Origin of the sequence: Leptospira ainlahdjerensis (assembly GCF_016919175.1) — a bacterium.
GTDB lineage: Bacteria > Spirochaetota > Leptospiria > Leptospirales > Leptospiraceae > Leptospira > Leptospira ainlahdjerensis.
The window spans coordinates 86440-110144 of the sequence record NZ_JAFFPU010000067.1 but is presented as its reverse complement, the minus strand read 5'-3'; the positions used below and the strand labels follow the sequence as shown (position 1 = coordinate 110144).

22 protein-coding genes are annotated in these 23705 nt (G+C 43.9%); 12 read left to right on the top strand and 10 right to left on the bottom strand.

The genetic code is table 11. The annotated features are described in order from the left end of the window. Positions 1 to 7 precede the first annotated feature (7 nt). A complete protein-coding gene (gene metX / locus JWG45_RS16585; protein ID WP_205280738.1) occupies positions 8 to 1108 on the bottom strand; it encodes a homoserine O-acetyltransferase MetX in 1101 nt (366 codons plus the stop codon). Positions 1109 to 1222: 114 nt separating this feature from the next. After that, positions 1223 to 2527 (bottom strand): O-acetylhomoserine aminocarboxypropyltransferase/cysteine synthase family protein, encoded by a 1305-nt coding sequence (locus JWG45_RS16580; RefSeq protein WP_205280737.1) that lies wholly within the window; start codon positions 2525 to 2527, stop codon positions 1223 to 1225. Positions 2528 to 2830: 303 nt separating this feature from the next. Between JWG45_RS16580 and impL63 the strand changes: the two genes are divergently transcribed. Next, positions 2831 to 4483: a cytoplasmic membrane protein ImpL63 gene (impL63, locus tag JWG45_RS16575; RefSeq protein ID WP_205280783.1), complete on the top strand. Its 1653-nt coding sequence runs from the start codon at positions 2831 to 2833 to the stop codon at positions 4481 to 4483. Here impL63 and JWG45_RS16570 read toward each other — a convergent pair. From JWG45_RS16570 to JWG45_RS16555, 4 genes are all read right to left on the bottom strand, one after another. Beyond that, entirely contained in the window at positions 4472 to 5245 is a 774-nt protein-coding gene (locus JWG45_RS16570) for a 16S rRNA (uracil(1498)-N(3))-methyltransferase (protein ID WP_205280736.1), read from the bottom strand. The two genes, impL63 and JWG45_RS16570, sit on opposite strands and share 12 nt — an antisense overlap. Before the next feature lie 16 nt (positions 5246 to 5261). Beyond that, positions 5262 to 5684 carry a hypothetical protein gene (locus tag JWG45_RS16565; protein ID WP_205280735.1) on the bottom strand — a complete coding sequence of 141 codons (423 nt, stop codon included), beginning with the start codon at positions 5682 to 5684 and terminating at the stop codon, positions 5262 to 5264. Positions 5685 to 5744: 60 nt separating this feature from the next. Beyond that, on the bottom strand, positions 5745 to 6572 hold the full coding sequence (fcpB, locus tag JWG45_RS16560; protein ID WP_205276110.1) for a flagellar-coiling protein FcpB: 828 nt from the start codon (positions 6570 to 6572) through the stop codon (positions 5745 to 5747). Between the two features lie 136 nt (positions 6573 to 6708). Continuing rightward, positions 6709 to 8007 carry an AAA family ATPase gene (locus JWG45_RS16555; protein ID WP_205280734.1) on the bottom strand — a complete coding sequence of 433 codons (1299 nt, stop codon included), beginning with the start codon at positions 8005 to 8007 and terminating at the stop codon, positions 6709 to 6711. A gap of 95 nt (positions 8008 to 8102) precedes the next feature. On the opposite strand from JWG45_RS16555, the gene fliN reads away from it, so the two are divergent. After that, complete coding sequence (fliN, locus tag JWG45_RS16550; protein ID WP_205280733.1) at positions 8103 to 8627, top strand: flagellar motor switch protein FliN; 525 nt, start codon at positions 8103 to 8105, stop codon at positions 8625 to 8627. A gap of 328 nt (positions 8628 to 8955) precedes the next feature. Here fliN and JWG45_RS16545 read toward each other — a convergent pair whose 3' ends face one another. From JWG45_RS16545 to JWG45_RS16535, 3 genes are read right to left on the bottom strand one after another with little or no spacing between them, the layout of a single operon-like run. Further along, entirely contained in the window at positions 8956 to 9903 is a 948-nt protein-coding gene (locus tag JWG45_RS16545) for an SPFH domain-containing protein (RefSeq protein ID WP_205280732.1), read from the bottom strand. A 1-nt stretch (position 9904) separates the two neighbouring features. After that, the gene (locus JWG45_RS16540; RefSeq protein ID WP_205280731.1) at positions 9905 to 10846 is read right to left on the bottom strand and encodes an SPFH domain-containing protein; all 942 of its coding nucleotides are present in this window, start codon (positions 10844 to 10846) and stop codon (positions 9905 to 9907) included. A gap of 30 nt (positions 10847 to 10876) precedes the next feature. Then, positions 10877 to 11341 carry an NfeD family protein gene (locus tag JWG45_RS16535; protein WP_205280730.1) on the bottom strand — a complete coding sequence of 155 codons (465 nt, stop codon included), beginning with the start codon at positions 11339 to 11341 and terminating at the stop codon, positions 10877 to 10879. A 112-nt stretch (positions 11342 to 11453) separates the two neighbouring features. Here JWG45_RS16535 and JWG45_RS16530 point away from each other — a divergent pair, with 112 nt between their 5' ends. From JWG45_RS16530 to fliM, 6 genes are read left to right on the top strand one after another with little or no spacing between them, the layout of a single operon-like run. Further along, entirely contained in the window at positions 11454 to 11894 is a 441-nt protein-coding gene (locus JWG45_RS16530; RefSeq protein ID WP_205280729.1) for a heme-binding domain-containing protein, read from the top strand. Between the two features lie 22 nt (positions 11895 to 11916). Further along, on the top strand, positions 11917 to 13329 hold the full coding sequence (argH, locus tag JWG45_RS16525) for an argininosuccinate lyase (RefSeq protein ID WP_205280728.1): 1413 nt from the start codon (positions 11917 to 11919) through the stop codon (positions 13327 to 13329). Next, positions 13326 to 14201: a peptidylprolyl isomerase gene (locus JWG45_RS16520; RefSeq protein ID WP_205280727.1), complete on the top strand. Its 876-nt coding sequence runs from the start codon at positions 13326 to 13328 to the stop codon at positions 14199 to 14201. The genes argH and JWG45_RS16520 overlap by 4 nt, the downstream gene beginning before the upstream one ends. Beyond that, positions 14198 to 14827, top strand: coding sequence for a hypothetical protein (locus tag JWG45_RS16515; RefSeq protein ID WP_205280726.1), 630 nt, complete (start codon positions 14198 to 14200; stop codon positions 14825 to 14827). Before JWG45_RS16520 ends, JWG45_RS16515 begins: the two co-directional genes overlap by 4 nt. 57 nt (positions 14828 to 14884) lie before the next feature. Next, positions 14885 to 15865 (top strand): hypothetical protein, encoded by a 981-nt coding sequence (locus JWG45_RS16510; protein ID WP_205280725.1) that lies wholly within the window; start codon positions 14885 to 14887, stop codon positions 15863 to 15865. Then, positions 15862 to 16887 carry a flagellar motor switch protein FliM gene (gene fliM / locus JWG45_RS16505; RefSeq protein WP_205280724.1) on the top strand — a complete coding sequence of 342 codons (1026 nt, stop codon included), beginning with the start codon at positions 15862 to 15864 and terminating at the stop codon, positions 16885 to 16887. The genes JWG45_RS16510 and fliM overlap by 4 nt, the downstream gene beginning before the upstream one ends. Before the next feature lie 263 nt (positions 16888 to 17150). On the opposite strand, the gene JWG45_RS16500 is transcribed toward fliM, so the two are convergent. After that, positions 17151 to 17372 (bottom strand): ferredoxin, encoded by a 222-nt coding sequence (locus JWG45_RS16500; RefSeq protein WP_069607179.1) that lies wholly within the window; start codon positions 17370 to 17372, stop codon positions 17151 to 17153. Between the two features lie 242 nt (positions 17373 to 17614). Between JWG45_RS16500 and lsa33 the strand changes: the two genes are divergently transcribed. The 4 genes from lsa33 to JWG45_RS16480 all read left to right on the top strand — a co-directional run bounded on the left by lsa33 (position 17615) and on the right by JWG45_RS16480 (position 23411). After that, on the top strand, positions 17615 to 18544 hold the full coding sequence (lsa33, locus tag JWG45_RS16495; protein WP_205280723.1) for a surface adhesin Lsa33: 930 nt from the start codon (positions 17615 to 17617) through the stop codon (positions 18542 to 18544). Positions 18545 to 18800: 256 nt separating this feature from the next. Next, positions 18801 to 19964 carry an AraC family transcriptional regulator gene (locus JWG45_RS16490; protein WP_205280722.1) on the top strand — a complete coding sequence of 388 codons (1164 nt, stop codon included), beginning with the start codon at positions 18801 to 18803 and terminating at the stop codon, positions 19962 to 19964. Positions 19965 to 20133: 169 nt separating this feature from the next. Next, complete coding sequence (locus JWG45_RS16485) at positions 20134 to 21222, top strand: helix-turn-helix domain-containing protein (RefSeq protein ID WP_205280721.1); 1089 nt, start codon at positions 20134 to 20136, stop codon at positions 21220 to 21222. 257 nt (positions 21223 to 21479) lie between these two features. Continuing rightward, a complete protein-coding gene (locus tag JWG45_RS16480) occupies positions 21480 to 23411 on the top strand; it encodes an NHL repeat-containing protein (protein WP_205280720.1) in 1932 nt (643 codons plus the stop codon). Positions 23412 to 23705: the final 294 nt, after the last annotated feature.

The window sequence follows — 23705 nt, the reverse complement described above, 5'->3', positions numbered from 1 at the left end:
GACCGAATTAATTCGAACCTTCTAAAAACCCTTTGAGGATTTCGATTTGTTTCGTATTCTTCAGTAAAAAAGAATCGTGACCTTCTCCTGATTGCAGTTCCAAGTAAAAAACCCGTTTGTCCGCGGCTTCCAAAGACTTCACGATTTCTCTCGACTGCGAGGGCGGATACAACCAGTCCGAACTGTAAGAGACGACTAAAAATCTACAAGTCGCCGGAGAAAGGGCCGCCGTCAATTCCTTGCCCTTTCCTAAACTGTAGTGATCCAGAGCCTTGGTAACATAGATATAGGAATTCGCGTCAAACCGATCCACAAAACTTTCACCTTGATAGATGAGATAACTTCCGACTGCAAAGTCGGTGGTAAGAATGTTTCCACGAGGCGGATTCCTGCCGAACTTTTCTCGCATCTTGTCATCGGAAAGATAGGTGATATGACCGACCATTCTCGCGAGCGCCAAACCCTTGCGCGGAGAATTTTCTGCGTAGAGGCCGTTGTTCCAATTCGGATCGGAGAGGATCGCTTGTCTTCCGACTTCGTTGAATGCGATCTGCATCGCGGAATGTTCCGCGCTGGAAGCCATCACGATACAATTCAACAGAGAATCCGGATAAGCGATGCTCCATTCTAATGCTTGCATTCCGCCCATGGAACCTCCCGCCACGCAGAGGAGTTTGGAGATTCCTAAAGATTCCACCAAAAGTTTCTGGGCGCGCACCATGTCCTGGATGGAAACGAAGGGAAATCGAGAGCCGTAGGGAGTTCCGCTTTCCGGATGGATCGAAAGGGGACCGGAAGAACCTTTACATCCGCCGATCACGTTGGAGCAGATGACATAGTATTGGTTCGTATCAAAGGACTTTCCCGGTCCGATATAATCGTCCCACCATCCGGGTTTTTTATCGGACTCCGAGTTGTAACCGGCAGCGTGAGCGTCACCGGAAAGAGCGTGACAGATTAAGATTGCGTTGTCTTTGGATGCGGAAAGAGAACCGTAAGTTTCGTAGGCGATTGTGACCGGAGATAGGACGGACCCGTTGTCCAAAGGAAGTTCTTTGAACTCGGCAAATTTTGTTTCTACAATTCCGATCGATCCCGGTTCATTCATACAATTTGGTTGCCACTTTTCTTCCGACCGGATAACTTTTCAGTTACTTTCTAGAACCGGTTTTGAAAAGAAAAGCGGCTTTCTCTACCTAAAAAAGTTTGAGTCCGTGCAAGATCAAACTTTCTTCAGAGCTTCTTCCAAATCGAAAAGAATATCGTCAATGTTTTCGAGACCCACCGAGAGGCGAACGAAATCCGGAGTTACACCTGCAGAAAGCTGTTCTTCCGGACTCAACTGTTGGTGGGTTGTAGAAGCTGGATGAATTGCGAGTGATTTCGCATCTCCCACGTTTGCGAGTAAGGAGAATAACTCAAGTCCGTCGATGAACTTCTTCGCTTCCGCAACTCCCCCTTTGACGCCAAAGCCTAAGATCGCGCCGAAAAGATCTCTTTTGTGATACTTTTTCGCAAGGGCGTAATTCTTATCAGTTTTCAAGCCTGGATAATTTACCCAGGATACTTTTGGATGTTTGGAGAGATATTCCGCTACGGCTAAAGCATTTTCAGAATGTTTACGGACTCGGAGAGGAAGGGTTTCCACACCTTGGATGATCTGCCAAGCGTTGAAAGGAGAAATGGCCGCACCCGTATCTCTCAAACCTTGTACTCTTGCTTTGATGATGTAAGCGATATTGACTCCGCCGAACGGTTCGAACTTTCCGAAGACGTCCCAGAATTTCAGTCCGTGATAACTTGGATCGGGTTCTGTAAAATTCTTAAACTTACCGTTGCCCCAGTTGAACTTACCGGAATCGATGATGATTCCGCCGATGGAAGTACCGTGACCGCCTAAAAATTTTGTAAGCGAGTGAACTACGATATCGGCCCCGTGTTCGATCGGATTTACCAAGTAAGGAGAAGGAAGAGTGTTGTCTACGATGAAGGGAACTCCCGACTCGTGAGCGATTTTTGCAATGGCTTCCAGGTCCAATGTGTCTAACTTTGGATTTCCGACGGTTTCGGCGTAGAAGGCTCTGGTTTTGTCGTTAACCGCTTTTCTAAAATTTTCAGGATTGGAAGGATCCACAAAGTGAACCTTGATTCCCAATTTCGGAAACGTATAATGAAGAAGATTGTAGGTTCCTCCATACAAAGAAGCGGAGGCGACGATTTCTTGACCCGTTTCCACAATATTTAAGAGTGCTAACGTTTCTGCGGCTTGACCGGATGCGGTAGCAAGAGCGGCAACTCCACCTTCCAAAGCGGCCACTCTTTGTTCCAAAACGTCGGTTGTTGGATTCATCAGTCTTGTATAGATATTGCCGAATTCTTGCAGGCCAAAGAGTCTGGCGGCGTGATCTGTGTCTTTAAAGACGTAAGAAGTCGTTTGATAGAGTGGAACGGCTCTGGAAGTCGTCGTAGGATCGGGGGTTTGACCTCCGTGAAGGGCGATGGTCTCAGGTTTATAATTTCTTGGCATAGAATCTAGTTCTCCTTTTTTCGAATCCTGGAACGGATGCAGAATAAGTCAAACAAAAATCTGTTATATTAAACTAAAAATCTGTTTATGCGAATGGGTTTGGCAAAAAATTTCCATTGCATTTTCTAGGGTTTCTGATTCCATTCTCTCTCTGATGCCAATTCACAGCGTAATTTCCGGAATTTCGGTGGTTGTAAATTCAGAAAGTGGCCTCTTCGGAGCCGATAATGGTCAGAGACTCTTGACGGAGAGAATTTGACGAAGTTTCTTCGAGAGACTTCGATGCACAAACTGATCCAAATTATGATCCAACGTTCGAAATACTTCCTTTCCTTCCTCTTTTTATTTTTAGTTACCGTTTCCGGGATTTTTGCGCAAGGGACGCAGCTTTGGACCCCGCCTGGGAGACAGTATATGCATCCGAAAGATCCTTTTACTTATGATATGGGGATCAATAAATACGATAAGGATTATTATCTTTACGTCGCCCCGACTGCAAATTTCAACTTCGGAGGGGATTTTGGAGCTTCCCTTACGGTTCCTCTGAACTTCCTTCTGTATGACGTGGAGCCCAAACAGGAAAATTCTAAGATCGGGAAACTGAGAGCCTTTGATTACAACGAAAAGAGCGATTATCTCCGTTTGATCAACAATATTTGGTTTGGTCAGTTCGGAAAATACACTCCCGGTGAAATTACATATTCCGCGTATTTGGGGAAGATGTTCGACGGTTATATCGGACATGGAACCATCGTAAACCGGTATATCAACAATCAAAGGTTGGACGTCTACAACGTCGGTCTCCAAGCCGATATGAACAGCGACTTCGGCGGAGTTCAGGTTTTTTCAAACTCAATCTATTCACGGGAGGTCAGTTCGGCGCGAGTTTATATACGACCTTTTGCGGTAGGATTCAAGCTCTATGATATCATTACCGGAAGATCCAAGACCTTTGCGATGCTGACCGTGGGACAAGGAAATGTCGCGGACGAAGCGGGCAGGAAGAAAGTTTATGAAGAAGTGGGGGCGGAAGAAAAAGAATCCTACCGGGCCTTGATCGAAGACCAAAAGACAAAAGAAAAAAAGGAAGAGATGATTCCTGCGGATAAAAAACCCGAGAAAAATCAGAATCTAAAAGAACTTTTCAATCAAGATAATTTTACCAATCGATTTGCGATCGGTTATACCACCGCTTTCGACAACAAGGCTCCCACCGAGTTAAAGTTCGATACCACGGGAAAACTCAGAGTCGACGACAATGATAACCCCCTCGTAAAGTCGGTTGAAAAATTGACCATCAACGGATACGACTTTGAATACAAGCTTCTCAGCGCGAAATACGTGGAACTTACTCCGTATTACGACGTTAACAAGATCAAGCAGATCGACGGAGCTCAAGGAACCCACTACGGTGCGATTCTGCGATTTGGCGGAAAAGATATTTATATGCAGATCAAACCGGAATATCGGAGTATGACTTCGAATTATATTCCTATGTATTTTGACAGTTTTTACGAATTGGAAAGGTATCAGAGCAATTTACAAAGCAATATTCCTCAGACAAAACTCGAAGCCGCAAAACTCAAGGATCCGAACGGCCCTAAGGTCAAAGGATATTTTACGACTGTCCTTTTTAGTTTTTATAAAATTGCGGTGGAAGGAAATTACGAAAACTATTCAGGACCCGACAACTCCAGAGTCTTTTTAGGAATTTATATTCCTCTCGGAACCTTATTCTTGGTAAACGGATATTATATGAAAAAAGGTTTTAACGAAAATAAAGAAGCCTTTATTCTGGACGATCGATCTCAAGGGGCTTTGGAACTCGCGGTAAATCTCGGATTTGCCGCCGTTCGTCTCCAGAACGTAAGAAAATGGGTCTATGACACGGCTTCAAATCAATATCTCGCTCAGGACGAGCAAAAGATTTTATTTTCGAGCAATCTAACTTTTTAGAAAGAGGGATTCTTCTTCTAATCTCGAAAGTAAAAAAGCCACGGCGGTTTCGGTTCTCAAAACTCTACTGGAAACGGTGACACTTTCAAATCCGCTGTCCTTCCAAAAATCTATTTCTTTTTTTACAAAACCGCTTTCCGGACCGATCGCTACTAAAATTCTATTTTCTGAATATTCTAAATTTCTGTTATACGGTTCTTCGAAGATTCGAGAGATCGTTTTTCCCTTTCGGTCCAATAAAAAAAGAAATCGAAACTTCCGGTCTTTTGTTTTTTCAAGAAAGACGGTTTCCGGCCGATTTTCAGAATCCAATGCGACTTTGGGTAAAAAAACGTTCTTACCCTGTTCCATTCCTTCCAAAAGTTCCTTTTCGATCTCTTCCGATTTCCAAACGGGGGAGGTGAGATAATCCCTTCGGGAATTTTTTGTTAGAAAGAATTGAATCTCGCAGACGCCCCAGGTTCCCGCGAGTTCAAGAATTTTTCTAACCGTCGGAGGACGATTGACTGCGAGCAAAAGATGCACTTCCGGTATCCGGCGTTTCGGGGTTAAAATCGGTTTGTAGGTTCCTACGATTTCCTTTAGGCTCAATTCTTCGATTCTAAATTGTCCAAAACTTTGATCGACAATTCCCGCTCTGAGTCGATCCCCGATTTGTTTCCGCAAAATTTCGGATATATGTTTGATCTTGATTGGATCGACGATTCGAAAACGGTTCGAACCCGCGATTCTCCATTCTTCTTTGCAGATCAATAGGTTCACTTTCGCAAATCAAAGATTAGATTTGAAATTTCGGATTGGGTTCGGATTCGGTGGGTGGGTTTGGAACGGAAGGCTCCGGAGTGGGCGATTCTTGCGGCTCCTGAGAAGAATTCGGAATCGGACCCGAATTTGGAACTTCATGAAACGGCGAAAAAAAACAAGTCCGAACGATTCCGATGGCAAGAAGGAAAAGAAGAAGATTTCTTGCGAATCGTTTTCCGGGTGTTTGGCCCAGACTTCCCATGTTTCGAAATTTTGTTTTGAAACCGGAAAAGGAATGTTTTAAATTCTCCCAGTAAGATTCCAGGGAGGTTTTTCGATAAGGACTGTTTGCTTTCGAGTCCGTTTCAAAATATCCGGACTTGTATTGCCCGGTAGAATCCGGATCGAACAAGAATGATTCGTAACACCGCGGACACCGGACGGTCAGTTTTCCCAAATCAATGGGAATTCTGAGTTCCGTCTGGCATCGGGGACAGGGGAGAATGTAACGCACTTTTTAGTAGCGGAGAGATTCCTTCAGAGCGTCTACGTTCTCTTTGTAATTTTCGTTTCCTAACTGATCGTTATAATCGAAAATTTTAGTGAAGAGTCTATCAAACTGATCCAAGTGTTTAATATAAAATTCTTTTTTGAAAGAGTTACGGATCGGGTGAGTTTTTGTGTTTTCTACACCGGCAAGAATGTATTTTCCAACACCTTTTTCACCGGGGGTTTCCGGACGACCGTATTCCGGATATCCGTCTTTTTGAAAGAAGATTTCCACCTTATCGTTGTGAGCCGGCTGTGTGTTCGGCCCTCTGTCGATCACTTCGGAAATGATCTTATCTTCTAAAATCATATTGTTTTTATAAATTTTGGATTTGAGTCTGTTGATGTTTCTGGGAGCTTCCGTTCTCGGTTCAGGATCGTTGCTGTTCTGACCTTCGAAGTAGATTTCCATGTATTTCGCCAGAGAACCTTGAACGACTTTATTCAAACCTCTTTCTTCGTCGCGGATGAAATCGTAAACTTCTACACGAATGCAGTTGTTTGCGGGATCTTCCTGATTGAGCGCCGGAGTGCACTCGTCGTTGTTCGCTTTTCCTTTAAAAAGAACCGTTCTAAAAGGAAGAACCCGAACTTTCATTTTCATGAGAACCGTGTGACGTGTGAGTCTTTGGTTGAGTTCGAATACTTTCTCATCCAGTTTCTTTTCCGTATCAAGAATGGACGCGCCCAATTGCGCATCCGACGGTGATTTCTGTTCTGCGTTGGAATTTTGCTGAGAAAATACCGCAGTTGAAATTGCTACGAGAACCACTAAAAATAACTTTTGAAGTTTCATTTCCCCTTGTCCTTAGTGAAGCGGATATTTGAATTCTGCAATCAGGCCTGACCTGATTCTAGAACCCTATGTGTATTATCGGAATAATAGACTCCGGATTGAATGAATGCACCACTTTTTATTGAAAAATCAGCGATTATTTCGAAGATACGGAGCTAGTTTCCAGATACAGTTCATACGGTGGTGGGACCGGATTCAATCCTTTTTCAATGAGGTAGGAAGCCCATTTTCTTTCCACAAGATCGCAGAAATCGCGGATGGTTCTCCCGGAATGTCCTTTGAGCCCTTCGGCGATTTGGATTCTTTCCTTTTCCGTAAGATGGATCGCATATGTCTCCAGAACCTTCGATCTTTCGACTGCGTCGGGTAACGGAAAGTAGATGGATCTGTCAAAACGAGAGAGAAGGGCGTGGTCCAGATCTTGTTTTCGGTTGGTTGCCCCGATCGTTATGGAATTCCTCTGGCTACTGAATCCGTCGATCTTGCGCAAAAGAACCGAAAGAATTTTACGAGTGGCCTCGAACATTCCTTCTTCCCGACTGCCGGCTAAGGAATCGATTTCATCCAAAAAGATCAAACAAGCCGGAAAGAGGGCGGCCGCGTCGAAAACATAGGCCATGTTTTGAGCGCTTTCCCCGTAGTATTTGCTCATAATGGATTCCACCGGGACGTAAATGAGGGGAAGCCCCGTCATACAGGAAACTACTCTCGCCATCGTTGTCTTTCCGACGCCTGGATCTCCTTCAAAAAGGACCGCGCGGGGGCGGATATCGGTCGGAAATTTCCTAGTCAGTTTGGAAACCTCGGAAAGAAGATTCGGATTTTTGAGGGGAAGGATGATGGATTCTAAGATCTGTTGTTTGACACCTTCATACCCGGCGACGTGTTCAAAGGTAAGCGCTTTTCCCTTTTTCTCCGCTTCGATCGGATCGAAAACTTCCACTCCCAAAGCGGCCAGCAATTCTTCCGGCTTCGCGGTTTCCGCGTTATTTCCGGATTTTAGGAATTTAAAAAGGGAAAGGCTCGCGAAGAGTTCCTCTCTTGTGAAATCTCCCTTTTTTGTGATTTCGACTCGATTTTTCGTTCTTCCGGAGTAGAATCGAAATCGGATCGTATCGAGTAGATTTTTGGTTTCAAAAAGATTCTCATTGAGGGCCTGAATGCAGTAATAGCCGGGTTCAAAGGTATGAATTCTTAGATTTTCGATATGGTTTTTTAGAATCTGAAGACAATCCAAAAGGGCGGACTTGGAAATCGAAGGCACTGGAAATTCTATCTTGAGATCTTTTTTTTCGGAAGATACGACGGGAAGATCGGCGTTTGAAAATCCGAGCGCGGTCAGTTCCCCGTGAAGAAAACTTTTGGTTTTTGTAAAATCGACTTCGGAAAGGGGGAGTTCTCCGGAAGAAGTGTCGGGTGTAAAAGAGGAACTCAATCGAATAATACCTCGTAAGAATCTGAAAATACTCTTGTAGGAATCTTAGATTCTGTCGATTTCTTTACTATCGGATTCGGTTAGGAGAAGGAAAAATGGGAGAAGGGTCACTCTCACAGGAAGATATAGACGCGCTTTTAACGGGCGGAGGCGGAGATGCACCGGCCGGAGGCGGGGGTGGAGGATCCGATTTCAATCTCAGTGGAGAATTGGATTCTCTCTTAGGCGGCGGAGGAAGCGGCGGCGGTGATACCTTTGGCGGCGGAGGATCGGATTCTCCTTCGTTTGCGGATATTTCTGCGGCCCTCGGACCTTCCGCACCTCCTACATCGGCGCCGAGACCTTCCAGTCGTCAAACCTCTCCGTCTCAATCCACGAACTTAAACTTACTCATGGACGTGAACCTCGCTCTCACCGTGGAGCTCGGAAGAACGAACATGTATATCAAGGACGTAAACGGTCTCAATGAAGGAACCGTCGTGGAACTTGACAAGAATGTCGGCGAAGACTTGGACATTCTTGCGAACGGTCGTTTGGTGGGTCGGGGAAAACTTGTGGCTATGGACGATTTTTACGGGATTCAGATCACGGAGATTGTGGATCAGAGCAGAAGGCTGTAATTTTAGAAAAATAGTATATTCTAAATTTCTGGTAAATAAAAACCCGGCCGCCTTAAGCCGGGTTTTTTAATTTCGATCTCGATGTCGCTTTTCAAACCGCATCTTCTCAAAACTGGGAAGTTCCGATTTCTTAATCAGAACAAGTCTTTTTGAAAAAGCCCTTTCGTTCGGTTTCTATATCCGATTTTTGACGTCTTTTCAACGAAAACGTCGAGTACCGATTCTTGCGACAAAGCATGTCTTTTTGAAAAGGGTGGAAGGGACTTTAAGTCCGATTTCCAGTAGAATTCGGTCCGAACCGGCTTTTGCACGGAAGGACCAAAAATTCTTATCCTTTGGTCGAAGACGAATCGCCGGTTCCCAAAACCGATTTCAAGATGGAACGGAAATTGGTGAGATTCATCGGAAGAACGATTTCGGTTTTTTTACCGGAGATCTTTTCAAATTCTTTGATAAACTTTTGACCGATCCTGAGTTTGACCGCGTCTTTTCCTCCTTTCGAGTTGATGGACTGCGCGAGGAGTTCGATTCCCTTTGCGGTTGCGACCGCGATCGCTTCCACTTCTTTGGCGACCCCTTCCGCTTCGTTGATTCTTTTTTGTTTTTCCCCTTCGGATTTGTTGATCGCTTCTTCTTTGAATCCTAAGGACCGGTTGATTCTCGCGTCTCTATCCCCTTCGGAAAGTGAGATCTGAGCTTTTTTGGTAATCTGAGCCTTTTTCTCCTTTTCCATCGCTTCGAGAATCGACTTGGGAGGAGTGATGTTTACGATTTCATAACGATTGACTTTGATTCCCCAGGACTCGGTTGCTAAGTCCAGAACTTCGAGAATCTTGCTGTTGATCGCGTCCCTGGTTTCAAAGGTAACGTCCAGATCCATCGTTCCTATGATCGCGCGCATTGTGGTTTGTGCGAGTTGAGAGGAAGCAAACTGGTAGTCGTTGATTCCGTAACTCGCCTTGTGCGGATCCAAAACCTTGAGATAGAGAATTCCGTCCATCTCCACCTTTACGTTGTCTTTCGTGATACAGGTTTGCGGCGGAACGTCCGTCGCCTGTTCTTTGAGGGTGTGATAGTAGGCGTCTCTTTCGATAAACGGCCAGAGAAGATGTAGGCCCGCGTGTAAGGTTCGGCTGTACTTTCCGAATTTTTCGACTACGATACAATCCTGAGCGGAAACAATTCGGATCGAACGATAGAGTTTATAGGCAAAGTAGATTCCGAATAAGGTCCAGAATATGGTTACAAACGTATTTTGTGCGGTTTGAAAAAACATCTTACTTCTCCTCTTTTCCCGTTTTGATTTCAGGAAGTTTACCGGTCACTTTGGAAAGCCCTTCGAAAACCCCAGCGATGTTTGCGAGTTCCGCGGGAAGGATCGTAGTTTTGGATTCACTCAAGATCGTTCCCAGTCCCGTAAGATAGTCTTCCGTGATCTGTAAGTTCACGGCTTCGGAACCCCCGTCTCTCGAAATGGATTCCGCGATCATTTGAATTCCTTTTGCTTTTGCCGCGGCGATTACTTCGATCTCCAAGGCCTTTCCATCGGCTTCGTTGATCTTTTTCATCTTTTCCCCTTCGGAAACGTTGATCGCTTCCTCTCTTTCTCCCACCGAACGATTGATCCGAGAAAGTTTTTCTCCTTCCGAAATTGTAATCTCTGCGCGTTTTACACGTTCCGCTTTTACTTGTTCTTCCATTTCATGAAGAATTTCTTTCGGAGGAGAAATGTTTTTGATTTCGTAACGGGTGACTTTGATTCCCCAAGGATCGGTTGCTTCGTCCAAAGCGCGCACAACGTGGGAATTGATATCGTCTCTTTCCGCAAAGGTCTGGTCCAAGATGAGTTTTCCGATTTCGGAGCGAAGAGTCGTCTGGGCGAGCTGTTGAGTCGCGAGCATAAAGTTTTCGATCGCATAAGAAGCCTTATACGGATCCACAACTTTTAGGTAAAGAATTCCGTCCACGGAGATGGAGACGTTGTCCTTTGTGATACACATCTGAGGGGGGATATCGATCGCGATCTCTTTAAGATTTTGTCTGTATTTTACGACTTCGATGATCGGCCAAAGGAAGTGAAACCCCGCTTCCAGAGCTCCTTTAAAAACTCCGACTCTTTCCACGACGAAACAATACTGCTGCGGAACGATGATGAACGTTTTCCGAATCAGATAGATCAACGCAATGAAGAGTAACGTGAATATAAATCCTGCGGACATAAATTCTCCTTTTAGTCTTTTATTTTAAAATCATTCTTCGGGAAGTTCTATGGGTTCCACGAGAAAGGTAAGATTGTCTCTGCTCAAAATTCTCGCTTGGCTTCCTTGAGGAATGCGTGTTTTTTTTGAAACCGCATCCCATTCTACGCCTTGGAACAGGACTCTTCCTCCCTTTCTTTCCACGAGGACATCTTTGACGACGGGAACCAGTCTTCCGATCTGATCGTTTCCGGGAACCGCGTGTTCGGATTGAGCCGGAAAAATTTTTCGGATGGTCTGGCTTCCTACATAAATAAGACCCGTAGAAAGGGAGGCCCAGATTCCCAGTTGCAAACCGAGACCGAAGTCAAAAAAATACACGAGGATTCCTGTAAGAATTCCCGCCGTACCTAAAAAGGCAACGAAGGTTCCGGGAATAAAAAATTCAGCAAGAATCAAAAAGATTCCGCCGCCGATCCAGAGGGTCACGGGTAGATTGGAAAGAAAATCAGGCATGAAAGACGCATTCTCCCGAGTGGAGCAGTTTCGTAAATTTTTTTCAGAGTTCAATCCGTTTTTTCTATTTTAAAAAAAAGGGAAGGGATCGAAATGATCCAAGGTAAACCGCATGAAAAAGAGAATCCTGCTCGTCTTGTTAATCGGACTCGGATTGCTTCAGTTTCTCCCTCTGAGCGCTCCGAGCGGAAAGAACGAGAACGAAATTCGAACTTCCGACGAAGTCAAAAAAATATTGAAGCAATCCTGTTATGACTGTCATTCCGATCTCACGGCATGGCCTTGGTATACGAAAGTATTCCCGATCAACGTTTATCTCTATCACCACGTGGAAGAGGGAAAGGCAGAGTTGAATTTTTCGGAATGGGAAACCTTGAGTAAAAAAGACAAAGCAAAAAAGGGGGATGAAATTCTGGAAGCCCTCGAAGAAGGAGAAATGCCTCTTCAAGATTACGTCCTGCTTCATCCGGACTCGAAAATTTCCAAGGAAGAATTGGAAGTTCTTAAAAACTGGATTGAAGATTTGGAAGAAGACTTCCAGAAAGAACCGTAAAAAATAAACTGACAAAGTCCTTATGACTCAAAAAGAAAAAAAACTCTGGGGCGGAAGGTTCCAAGAAAAAGCGTCTTCGATTTTGGAAAGAATTGGAGAATCCGTTTCCTTCGATCATAAACTCTATAAAGAAGACATCCAGGGAAGTATCGCTCACGCAAGAATGCTTCAAAAAATCGGAATTCTTACCAAAGAAGAATTATCACAAATCGAAACTTCTCTCGCGCGGATCCGGACCGAACTCGAAGAAGGAAAACTCGAATTCAAATCGGAACTCGAAGACATTCACATGCATATCGAGTCTCGTCTCACCGAACTGATCGGAGAGACCGGAAAAAAATTACACACGGCTCGTTCCAGAAACGACCAGGTTACACAAGACGTAAGACTTTTTATTCTGAACCAGGGAAAAGAAATTCTAAGATCGATTTTCAACTTAAGAAATTCCTTATATGAAAAAGCGAAACAAAGTGTGGACGTAATCATCCCCGGTTATACTCACCTTCAAGTCGCACAACCGATTCGTGGTTCCCAGTATTTGCTTTCTTGGTTTTGGGCTTTGGAAAGAGATCAAGAATTTCTTCGCTTCGCTCTTCAGTCTTCGAGCGAGTTGGCTCTCGGATCGGGAGCGATGGCCGGAGTCAACTATCCAACCGATCGGGAATTTTTAAAAAAAGAATTGGGTCTTTCCACAATTTCGCACAACTCCATGGACGGTGTGGCGAGCCGGGATCATATTCTACAATTCCTATTTGCCGCGAGTCAGTTGATGATCCACGCATCGCGGATCTGCGAAGACATCATTCTTTATTCTTCGCAAGAATTTGGAATTCTAAAACTACCGGATTCTCTGACAACTGGTTCTTCGATCATGCCTCAAAAGAAAAATCCGGATATCGCCGAACTCATCCGTGGGAAGTCGGGAAGGGTGATCGGAAATCTCAATCATCTTTTGGTGATGCTCAAAGGTCTCCCCTCGACTTACAATCGGGATCTGCAAGAAGACAAACTCGCGCTTTTTGATTCGATCGAAACGGTTCAGATCAGTTTGGAAGGAATCCAAGCGATGGTCGAGGGTTGGGTCTGGGTTCCGGAACGCGCGGAAACTTCTCTGAAAAACGGTTTCGCTACGGCGACCGATCTTGCAGACTTTCTTGTGAACGAAAAGAAAATTCCCTTTCGAACGGCTCACGAACTCGTAGGAACCTTGGTCGGGGTTTGTGTGGAACAAAAGAAAACCCTCTTTGATCTTTCCGAATCGGATCGAATTTCCGTTTCGGAACACTTTGCAGGTAAAGAATACGAGGCCGCGGTTTCCCTTTCACTTTCGGCTGATAAAAAAATTTCTTACGGAGGGACTTCCCGGAAAAGACAGGAAGAACAATTAAAAATTGCGCTGGAATCTTTGAAGGAAGCTGAAAAATGGCCGTTATGAGAAAATTTTCCTGGATCTTACTCTTACTTTGTTTTTTTGCCTGCAATCGAAATCCGTTTGCGGAATCCAGATATCAACCGGCTCAGTATTCGCCGTCTTCCGTCGTAGTTCCAAGACCGGATAACGCAGTCCTGGTTTTACCGGATAAACCGGCGATTTACGCGATCTTTCTTACGACTCAGGGAAATATCGCAGTGGAACTTTTTGATAAGGACGCTCCTAAAACGGTTCAGAATTTTATCGATCTTGCCCAAGGCGAAAAAGAATTCACAACTCGATTCGGACAAAAGGTTAAAAAACCGTTTTATGACGGACTTACGTTTCACCGAGTGATCAAGGATTTTATGATCCAAGGCGGATGCCCGAGAGGAGACGGGACCGGAGGCCCGGGTTATGAGTTCGACGACGAGATCAACGGAAAGTCTCTGGGCCTGGATAAGTTAAAAGCGGGAGAAGCTCCTTACTATCAATACCAACTGCAAAGAGCGGTTGCGAACGAGCTTCAAATCAAAAGCAGAGAAGAAGCGGAGTCCAAAAGAGAACTGATCGAAAAGGCCTTTGAAGACGCCAAAAAATTATCAGTCCTCGAAATTCTTTTTAGAACCGGATACAAATACAACGAAACTCTCAATTCGCATAGAGCCGTAAAGGGTGCGCTCGCAATGGCAAACGCCGGACCGAACACCAATGGTTCGCAATTTTTTATCAACCAAGTGGATACTCCTCATCTGGACGGACTTCATACGGTATTCGGACAGATGGTTTCCGGAAGCGAAGTTGTGGATAGAATCGTCAGCGCCGGAAATTCAAAAACCACGATTAAAAAAGTTCTGATCGTAGACAAAAGAACGGCGGCAACTCCAGCACAATGACTACCGAATCGGACAAAGCCAAGGTGGGAAGTTTTCTAGCGGTTGTAAAAGAGCTGGGGGCGTATACTTCCGGTTCCAGCACAAATCGGATTCTTGAAAAACTTTCCACCTTTTCAGTGCAGGAGTCCGAATGCAGGGTCGCGATCATGGAAACCAACGACGGAAAAAATCTTCCGGACCGTCTGGTCGGAATTTTGAGATTGTTTCGAATCGTTCATTTCAAACGGCAGGAAGTAAACTCGTATTACGAAACCGCGATGTCGAAATACGGAGTCATCAATTCTCTGACCGCAAAAAGAAGACCCACCGACGACGAGGCTAGGATCAAACAGGTTCTTACCGATTATATTCTAAAAATTGAATCCTACTTTGAAAAAAACGATATTTCCGACGAAGCTCTCATAAAAGAAATCAGTCGATTTTTAACCGAACTCGAATCATTTCATTTGTTAAACGAAGACAATCTCGGTTCCCTGGTCCTTTCTGCAAAAGCGATTTCTCTTTTGCAACCTCCGATGGAGAAGTTGATCGCCTGTTATAAAGACTACGATCAGGTAGGAGCTATTTTGAAACGGTTGATTCGAATTTCAGAGATGATTATCGAAGACGCAAAAGCTCCGGGATGAACTAAAAAGAGGGATTTTTTCAAAGCTTTTGGGAGAAACTGCCGAAAATAAACCAGAATGATCCGGATTCTCCTCGTTATCCTCCTTACTCCTTGGATCCTCTGGGCCTTCCCAAAACGGGACGCTCGAGGCTCCGTATCCGAAAATTATCTCAGGCAACAGGGAATCATCTCACTGGATTTGAAGAAGATTCACTTCCGTGAAAACGACCGGATTCCCATAAAGATGTCCATCACGAACACAGGAAACGAGGTGGTAAGAATTTTTCCTTCCGGAAGAGATTTGGAATCTTATCGAATCGTGGTTCGAGACGAGGACGGAAATCAGATTCCGGAACGAGACGAGGAAAGAAGAATCGATCCCGTTTTAAAAAGAAGGAACACGATCGAATCTCTGGAAGGAAAGGAAATCAAAGAAATCATTCTGCACAAGGACGAGGTCTTTTCCAAAGAAATCGATCTGAATTCTCGCTTTGACCTAAGCCCTGGAAAGAAATATTTCGTAACCGCATACTTTCATCCGAATATCACGGAAATGCCCGCTCTTTTTATCCGTTCCCGCAATCAGCCCTATTTCTTTTACGAGGAAAAACACAAGGAACCGGTTCTATCCGCGATTCCTGAAAAAGATCCAACCGTGGATGGATTGGAACCGGAAGAGGTGATTCATCTTTTCCTCGGATCCGAGAAGAAAAAAAATTGGACTCATCATTTCAAGTGGATTTATTTTCCGGAATACATCCAAGCTTATGATCAGTATTCGGAAGAATACAATCGATCGGAAGAATCGGAAAGAGACTTTCTTCTCGAGAATTTTAAAAAGTATCTGACCGAGTCCAGAGCTGGGCTTCTGGATTCTTATCGAATCCAAAGCGTGGAGAATGTTTCTCCGAGTTTGGCAAAAGTCACCGTCTTTGTGGAAAGAAGGTTGAATCGTCTTCGTTCCAAATACGAATACACATACACTCTCAGAAGAGTTCCCGACGAACAGGGCGGCTTCTGGAAAGTGTCTAACTTAGTAGCGAAGGTAAAGAAATGACAGAGATTTTATCGCAGGATGAAATTGACGCGCTACTCAGCGCCATCAGTTCGGGTGAAGTAAACGAGTCGGACTATGCGTCCGTATCCGAACAGAAGAAAGTAAAGATCTACGACTTCAAACGTCCGGATAAGTTCTCAAAAGACCAGATCCGTACTTTGCAGATGATGCACGAGACCTTCGCTCGTCTTGCGACCACAGGACTTTCCGCGCAGCTTCGAGCTCTCGTTTCGGTGCACGTGGCTTCGGTGGATCAGTTGACCTACGAAGAATTTATCCGTTCGATTCCGAACCCGACGACACTTGCTGTCATCAACATGGATCCTCTGCGCGGTTCCGCGATCTTAGAGATCGACCCTTCGATTTCGTTTACGATCATCGATCGTCTGTTTGGCGGTAAGGGTGAACAAGCCAAGATTTCCCGAGAACTTTCGGAGATCGAGATGAGCGTTATGGAAGGGATCATTGTGAGAATTCTCGGGAACATGAGAGAATCTTGGTCCACTGTGATCGACTTAAGACCTCGTCTTGGAAACATCGAAACCAATCCACAGTTCGCTCAGGTCGTTCCTCCCAATGACATGGTGGTTTTGATCACACTCGAAACAAAAATCGGGGAAGTGGAAGGGATGACGAACCTTTGTATTCCCTATATCACGATCGAACCGATCATCAATAAGTTATCCGCGCAATACTGGTATTCTTCGATTCGAAAAGGGGAATTGGACGAGAACCGCGCCGTAATCCAAGAACGTTTGGATCAAGTCGCAATCCCTCTCATAGCGGAAGTCGGTTCCGTAGACGTTTCCATCAACGACTTTATGAATCTTTCGATCGGAGACGTGGTAAAACTCGAAAACACTTCTACGAGATCGGAGATGACGGTAAAAGTCGGAGAAAGAAAGAAATTCAAATGCCTTCCGGGAAGAGTGGGAAGCAGGCTTGCGATTCAGATCGGAGATCGAGTGGAAGACATTCCGGACGAACTTTTGGGTTCCACAAGATCCGAACAAGAATATTGATCCTCGCGGTTTGTACTTTTGGACGTGGATCTCAGAAATACCAAAAAATCTCCGTCGTCTCCTGATCGGAGAGGCTTCCAGTTCGACTTCGATTGATGAAAGCGGATTTAGTCGAGGGAAGAATGGTAGTTTCGAACTTTTTTAGAAAGAGCGTAGAATTCGGAAATTCTTAAAAAACTTGGAAGGTCTTTAAAATCAAACGAAGACAAAAAAGGCGGCTTTGGAGCCGCCTTTTTTGTTTCTTCAAAGAAAGAAGTTTATAATTACTTCTTCCACTGAATGCATTCGCCGGGGCATTCGTCCATTTCTTTTTGAACGATCTTCCAGTCTTCTTCAGGAATCGCAGCGTTGTTGATTGTCTCTCCGCCGATATGAGTTTCCGAAGTATCATTGTCATCCATCTGAAAGTATTTCGGAAGGTTGTCCGCACATTGATTACAGGAAGTGCAGTTGTCCTTATCTACATACGCAATTTTAGTCGCCATAGGCTTCGATTCTCCTGAGTTGGTCTCCCGGTCGCTTAAAAAACAGGTTCCAAGATCAATTTTCTAATCACTCCTTAGACGGCAACCCCTTTTCTTTGGTTCTTTTCCCGCCGCTTCGCTTCCAGGGAAGAATTCTTCACAAATCACAATCCACAATGAGTTCCAAAAAAGGGAAAACTCTGGACTTGAAATAAATTTCGTGCTACTTTGCCGGGAAAGAATTTATAAATGGGAGAACCAGAATGATTCAAAAGGGTTTATACCTCGCTTTGATCGTCTTATTCGCAATCGACTGTAGCAAATCCAAAAAAGAGGACCTTCAGGGCGGTGTTTTTACTTTTATCAAAGGAACCGTGAAACTTTCCGACAAAAGCGGAAAGGAAAAGAAGGTTGGGGTTTCCGAGTTCATTCTTCCGGAGGATAGAATCGAAACCGGAAAGGCTTCTTACGCAGACGTTCAGTTGATGGATGGAGTGATTATCCGCGTAAAGGAAAATACGATTCTTACGCTCAACAAGATTTTTGTGGATTCGAAGAATGCCGAAATCTACACGGATTTGAGTCTGAACAAAGGAAAGATCTTTTCGAAGGTCGGTACGAAGCTGAGTAAATCTTCTGGTTTCAAAGTCAGCACTCCGACCGTGACGGCGGCCGTTCGAGGAACCGATTTCCAAGTCGAAGTGGAAGGAAATCAATCGGAAACTCTTGTCTCGGAAGGATCTGTGGAAGTTGTAGACAATGACAACGCAGATCAAGTAAACACCGCGGACGCGGGAGAGAAAGTCACTTCGGATGGTAAGAATCAGACCGAAGGTAAGTTGTCCGAGGATGAACTCAAAGAACTGCAAGAAGACGCAGCGACCGTTCAATCCGTAACCGAAGAACAAAGACAAAGAATCGAAGAAATTCTCAAAGACTTTAAGGAAAACAAAGAAAGAATCCTACAAGGTCTCGAAGAACAAAAACAAAGAAACCAAGAATTGATCCAGTCCACAAAAGAAGAAAACAAAAGAATGATCGATGAAGTAAAGGAATCCGGGAAGGCGGAAAGAGAAGCCATTAAAAATGCCGCAGACGAAGAAAGAAAAAATATCAAGTCGGGCATTGATAAGGACAAAGAAGCCTTGGAGAATTCCAGAAAGTCTCTCAAAGATCAAGTCAAACCTCAATAAGATGAGTTTGAGAATCCCCGATTTCGTTCTGCGAAGTCGGGGATTTTTTCTGATTCATTTCGCGAAAACCAATCGATCTTCCTCTTAGATAGTTTGTTTTTTATACAAACTATAAGAAAGTTCTCTCCTTATAAACCGTGAGATAAGAAAACTTCGGCGAATTCCATCTACTATTTTCCTCCGAATTTATCATTTCGGGGGAATTTTTCATTCTATGAATTTATAATGAAATCGATTTTACATTGAATAGGAAAATATGGACAATCGTTTCTTAACTATTTCAGCTCTGCTTTATATACTGATAGGGTTCTTACGCTTCAAAAAAGAATCTGATGAATTGAGGTCGTATCAAGCTCTTCTCTTTCTTTCTTTGGGATGTATTCTCTGGTCTTACTCTGCCACCAGTTGTTCGACGGAAGGTGGCCTTTTCTGTTCCGCCTTAGAGTTCTTTTTTGTTTTTTCGTCCCTAATGGCGGCACTCGTTTTTTATCACTTTCAAAAAAAGCTGAGGTCGGGAATCGCCACGGAAACGGACTTGGATTCCCAAGGGGCTTTTTTGGATCCAATCAAAATTGTGATTCAATCGATTCTAACTTCGAGTTTTATTTTTTTGATCTGGAAATTCTTACCTAAAAATTCGCTTCCCGGTTTGATTGCGTCGGTTTCCTTTTTTATAAGCATCTATTATATTTTGATCTTTGTGGATATTCTTGTTCGATTTCGAAGAACCGGGGAGGAGCGGATCAATCTGCTTCCGTTTCTCACGGTGATCTTGGTTGTAAAAGGTTTGGAAGTGATCAGACAAAATTACGGTTTTTCTTCGGTCCCGAGCTTGGTCGTACTCGATGAATACTTTATTCTTCTGTCTCCGATCGTTCTTCACGAGATTGTTCCCAAGGAGAGATGGAACATTCTTTTTCGTAAAGAAGTCGAGGACCGTATCCCTCCTTATCTCGAAGTATCGGCTGTCGAACGGAATCCTTATTCGAGTCGAAAGTCGCAGGTCAAATATAATCTTCTCGGTAATCTAAACCTTCTTGCAGTCGATCAAAAGTTAAAAAACCTTTTTGAGGTGGAGAAAGTGTATCTGGATGAGGATTTGAGATTACCGGCGCTCGCCGAGGATGTCGGGATTTCGGTGCATCATCTTTCAGCTTTTATCAACGAATACTTGGGTTTGAGTTTTAATCGTTTTATCAATTTCTATCGAGTTGAGGCTGCAAAGTCGATGTTGCTCGAAGAGCCGGAACGGACCGTTTTATCGATCGGAGTGGCCGTGGGATTCAATTCAACCTCGGCGTTTCATCGGGCCTTTTTTTTGGAAACAGGATTGACTCCGAAACAATTTAGGGAAAATCAATTTGAAAATCGCGGACAAGTTCTCCCTTCCTCCTCTTCCACAAATTTTAATCTGAATTGAGAAAATCTTTCCTAAGATTTTTGTGAAAAGTGGAATCCACGGAAATTTACTTTCGTTTCTCTTGGGAAAAAGAAACGAAAGTAAATTTTATAAGTCCTTTTCGATGGAAGCTTCGTCTATTGGGAAGTGGACTTAAGAAAATTTCTGTGAATCCCTCAATGATCGTCTGATGTTCAATAATATCTATTTATTCGGTTCTCTTCTTTCGTTTATGCTTGCTCTTGTGCAGATAATGAAAGGATTTTCGATTCGAAATTGGATTTTGTTCGGAATATTTAGTTCGATGGGAATCTTTCAGATCAAGGGATTTTTTATTCTCTGCGGACTGTGGATGGAGTATTCACATTTTTACGCTGTGGAAATCTTTTTTATCCTTCTGATCGGACCTTCGCTGTTTATTTATTTTAATATGATGATCGGAGTCATGCAATTTTCGGATCGAAAGATCTTCGCTCATCTTCTGCCTTCTTTGCTCTTCCTGATTTATTATTTCTGCGATACCGCTCTGATTTTTTTTTACAACCCTTCGTTTCGAGACTTGAGCGCCGATTTTAAAAGTCGATACAATGTTCTTTATTATTTGGTTTCATTCGTTCCTTGCGGATATTTGGTAGTGCTTGCCCGGAGTTTTTTTCTGATCTTTAAAGGAAACTTTTTAAGAATTGGCTGGCCTTTTCATATCTTTGTCATCTTTGTGCTCTCGCTTTTTTCCACTTCGGTTAGCATTTTTATCGGAACCCGTTTTTTACTCCATTTTCAGGATCACTTTTTAGAATTGTATCGGCTTCTTCTTTTTCTTTTTTTCTGTATCATCGTTTACACCTTTTTTGTAAGTCAGATTTATCCGATCACTTTCAATCTGCTTTCGGAGACGATGAGTCGTCTTCAGTACGAAAAGAGCACGCTGAATCGGCTGAACCCGGAAGAAATGAAGAAAAAAGTGATTTGTTTGATGGTCACAAAAAAAGCTCATTTGGATCCCGGTCTGAGTTTGAAGTCGATGTCCGAAAGATTGGAAATTTCCCCGCATCAACTTTCAGAACTTTTAAATCAATACTTGAACACGAATTTTAATTCCTTTGTAAACTTTTATCGAATTCAAGAAGCGAAAGATTCTCTTCTCAACGAAGGTGAAAAAACCATTCTTACGATCGCCTATGAAAGCGGGTTCAATTCTCTCTCCGTTTTCAACGCAACTTTCAAAAAAGAGGTAGGGGTGACCCCGCGTTTTTTTCGAAAACAAAAAGGTGAGATTTAGAGATTCTTTCTATAAAATGCTTTTGATACTTGGATTCCGAAATCAAGACTGGGATTTGCTTTTTATAAAGAATTATGAAAACGTCGTTCTTTCTTTAAAATAGGAATCTTATAATGTAGGGATTTGCGGTTTATAAGTGTAATTTATTGATTTCCCGTTTTCGGGTAGAATGTCCTGGCCTTTGCAAATTCAGTATACTTTTTGCCGGATGAGAATCTAGAAATACTGGGTTGGAGGCCATGATTTCGGGAGAACACATGCGGATTTTTAGATTTTTACACGGATTGACGGTCTTATTCTTTCTTTTTTTCCAAGCTTGTTTAGGTGATCGAAATGATCAGCATCTTTCTTTTAAGGGTATTTTCGGATTTCCAATCACGTCGGTCGTAAGTCCAGGGCCTTATTCCGTATCTGGTTTTATTTCGGGTCTCACTGGGACCGGTCTTAGGCTGCAAATCAATGGAGAAGAAACGTTAGACGTCTTTTCAAATGGGGATTTTAAATTTCAGACTCTTCTGGAGAACCAAAAAATTTACCAAGTCATGGTTCTTATAAATCCATCTCTTCCCAATCAGACTTGTTCCGTCGCAAATGGAACCGGTTTGATCGTTTCGAGAGACGTTTCCGACGTTCGGGTGGTTTGTTCTTCTTCCTCTTATACGATCGGCGGAAGTGTTACTGGTTTGAACGGAACGGGTTTGAAACTCAGGAACAACGGAGGAGACGAGATCTCGGTTTCCGGTTCTACGTTCGTTTTTCCGACCTCTCTTGCGGACGGATCTACTTATACGGTGACGGTCTCAAGTCAACCAAACTCACCGCTTCAATTTTGCAGCGTAAGCTTCGGGTCGGGAACGGTTGCTGGAGGAAATGTTTCTTCTCCTTCCATTTCTTGCGTCAATCAGTACAGCTTGGGAGGAACCGTCACCGGTTTATCCGGAAGTGTGGGTTTGAGAAATTCGGTGAATTCCGATATTTTGACTGTCAACGCAAACGGAAGTTTTACGATGCCTCTCGGTTTGTCGGCTTCGGATACGTTCAATCTCGAGATCACTTCCAATCCTCCCGGACAATTTTGTAAGATAGCGATGATGTACGGAACGATCGTGAGTTCCCATATAACGGATGTTAGAGTCCATTGTCAAACAGGGATAAGCGGAACAATTTCGGGCGGAAATTCCGTTTTTAACGATCTTTCTTTTCTCACGGGAAATATGGAAGTTTTGAGCGGTGGAATTATTTTCGCAGGACAGTTGGCGACGAACGGCCATACCAATGGAATCGGGAACGCGGCGATTTTCGACGATCCGAGCCAGATTGCTACGGACGGAAAGAATCTATTTGTCGCGGACTTTATGAACGGTAAAGTAAGAGCGATCGAGATCACCACAAGAAATGTCTCCGATCTTTTTACATTCTCAAAAGCGAGAGGAGTTGCGACGGATGGAGTTTATGTTTACGTTTGTGGGGAGAATTCTTCAGCGATTGTAAAATACGATTTAGGAACCGGGATCCAAACCACGGTAGTTCCCGCGAACGCTTCCGGGTTTCTGGACGGACCGATCGCTGCTGCGAGGTTGAATCAACCGAATCATCTTTCCGTAGACGGAGTCAAAATTTATGTTTCCGATAGCGCAAACCATAGAATCCGAAGAATCGATCAGAGAACGGGAACCGTTTCCACGATTGCAGGAACGGGACTTGCCGGAATCGGAAACGGTTCCGCGACCGCCACTCGATTGAACGCTCCGAAAGGACTGTATCTTCAAGGAAATTCACTTTTTATCGCGAGCACGAACGCGGATGCGATTGTGAAGTTGGATCTTTCGCTTTCGACTCTTTCCGTAATCGCGGGGGGAAATTCAGGTTCCTACGACGCGCCTACAGGAATTGGAGCCGCTTTTTCAGCGCCGACGGGGCTGATTTCCGACGGTCAAAAAATTTATGTGACGGACGCAGGAAGCGGATTGATTCGGACAATCGATCTTGTATCTCCCCATCCAACGGGAACGATCTCCGGATGTATTGGAAAGATAGGAAGTTCCTCCGGGGTTCACTACGCGGCTCCTCCTTGTCCTGGCTCCGCGGCGACTGCGGCGTCCTTTTCCACTCCCTTTGGAATCACGTCCGATGGAACGAACATCTTTATCTCGGACGATACGGATCATATCATTCGAAAGATGGAATGAGTCTTGAGGTAAACGAAAGAATGATTCCTTCCTGTGAGGAAGGTTGGATCTTTGTGGGAGTCTTTTCTGAAACGAGAATCGAGTTCTTTCTAATATATTATAAATAAAGAATATATTGGAAAATGAATGGATTGAATTTGGAACAGCCGTCCTCCGTGAAGATTTGTAGGTGCTTTAGTCGATTTTTCTTCGGTTTCAAAATACTTTTATACGAAAGGTTCTGAGTTTAGTTCGGTTGTGAAAGAATCTCGGGAGAATTTTTCAAGATCCTAAAATTTTACTCTTGGCGAGTAA

Bases quoted from the DNA above. Each gene is read 5' to 3' on its own strand.
- metX (WP_205280738.1), bottom strand. From the start codon at position 1,108: ATGAATGAACCGGGATCGATCGGAATTGTAGAAACAAAATTTGCCGAG.
- JWG45_RS16580 (WP_205280737.1), bottom strand. From the start codon at position 2,527: ATGCCAAGAAATTATAAACCTGAGACCATCGCCCTTCACGGAGGTCAA.
- impL63 (WP_205280783.1), top strand. From the start codon at position 2,831: ATGATCCAACGTTCGAAATACTTCCTTTCCTTCCTCTTTTTATTTTTA.
- fcpB (WP_205276110.1), bottom strand. From the start codon at position 6,572: ATGAAACTTCAAAAGTTATTTTTAGTGGTTCTCGTAGCAATTTCAACT.
- fliN (WP_205280733.1), top strand. From the start codon at position 8,103: ATGGGAGAAGGGTCACTCTCACAGGAAGATATAGACGCGCTTTTAACG.
- JWG45_RS16545 (WP_205280732.1), bottom strand. From the start codon at position 9,903: ATGTTTTTTCAAACCGCACAAAATACGTTTGTAACCATATTCTGGACC.
- JWG45_RS16540 (WP_205280731.1), bottom strand. From the start codon at position 10,846: ATGTCCGCAGGATTTATATTCACGTTACTCTTCATTGCGTTGATCTAT.
- JWG45_RS16535 (WP_205280730.1), bottom strand. From the start codon at position 11,341: ATGCCTGATTTTCTTTCCAATCTACCCGTGACCCTCTGGATCGGCGGC.
- JWG45_RS16530 (WP_205280729.1), top strand. From the start codon at position 11,454: ATGAAAAAGAGAATCCTGCTCGTCTTGTTAATCGGACTCGGATTGCTT.
- argH (WP_205280728.1), top strand. From the start codon at position 11,917: ATGACTCAAAAAGAAAAAAAACTCTGGGGCGGAAGGTTCCAAGAAAAA.
- JWG45_RS16520 (WP_205280727.1), top strand. From the start codon at position 13,326: ATGAGAAAATTTTCCTGGATCTTACTCTTACTTTGTTTTTTTGCCTGC.
- JWG45_RS16515 (WP_205280726.1), top strand. From the start codon at position 14,198: ATGACTACCGAATCGGACAAAGCCAAGGTGGGAAGTTTTCTAGCGGTT.
- JWG45_RS16510 (WP_205280725.1), top strand. From the start codon at position 14,885: ATGATCCGGATTCTCCTCGTTATCCTCCTTACTCCTTGGATCCTCTGG.
- fliM (WP_205280724.1), top strand. From the start codon at position 15,862: ATGACAGAGATTTTATCGCAGGATGAAATTGACGCGCTACTCAGCGCC.
- JWG45_RS16500 (WP_069607179.1), bottom strand. From the start codon at position 17,372: ATGGCGACTAAAATTGCGTATGTAGATAAGGACAACTGCACTTCCTGT.
- lsa33 (WP_205280723.1), top strand. From the start codon at position 17,615: ATGATTCAAAAGGGTTTATACCTCGCTTTGATCGTCTTATTCGCAATC.
- JWG45_RS16490 (WP_205280722.1), top strand. From the start codon at position 18,801: ATGGACAATCGTTTCTTAACTATTTCAGCTCTGCTTTATATACTGATA.
- JWG45_RS16485 (WP_205280721.1), top strand. From the start codon at position 20,134: ATGTTCAATAATATCTATTTATTCGGTTCTCTTCTTTCGTTTATGCTT.
- JWG45_RS16480 (WP_205280720.1), top strand. From the start codon at position 21,480: ATGCGGATTTTTAGATTTTTACACGGATTGACGGTCTTATTCTTTCTT.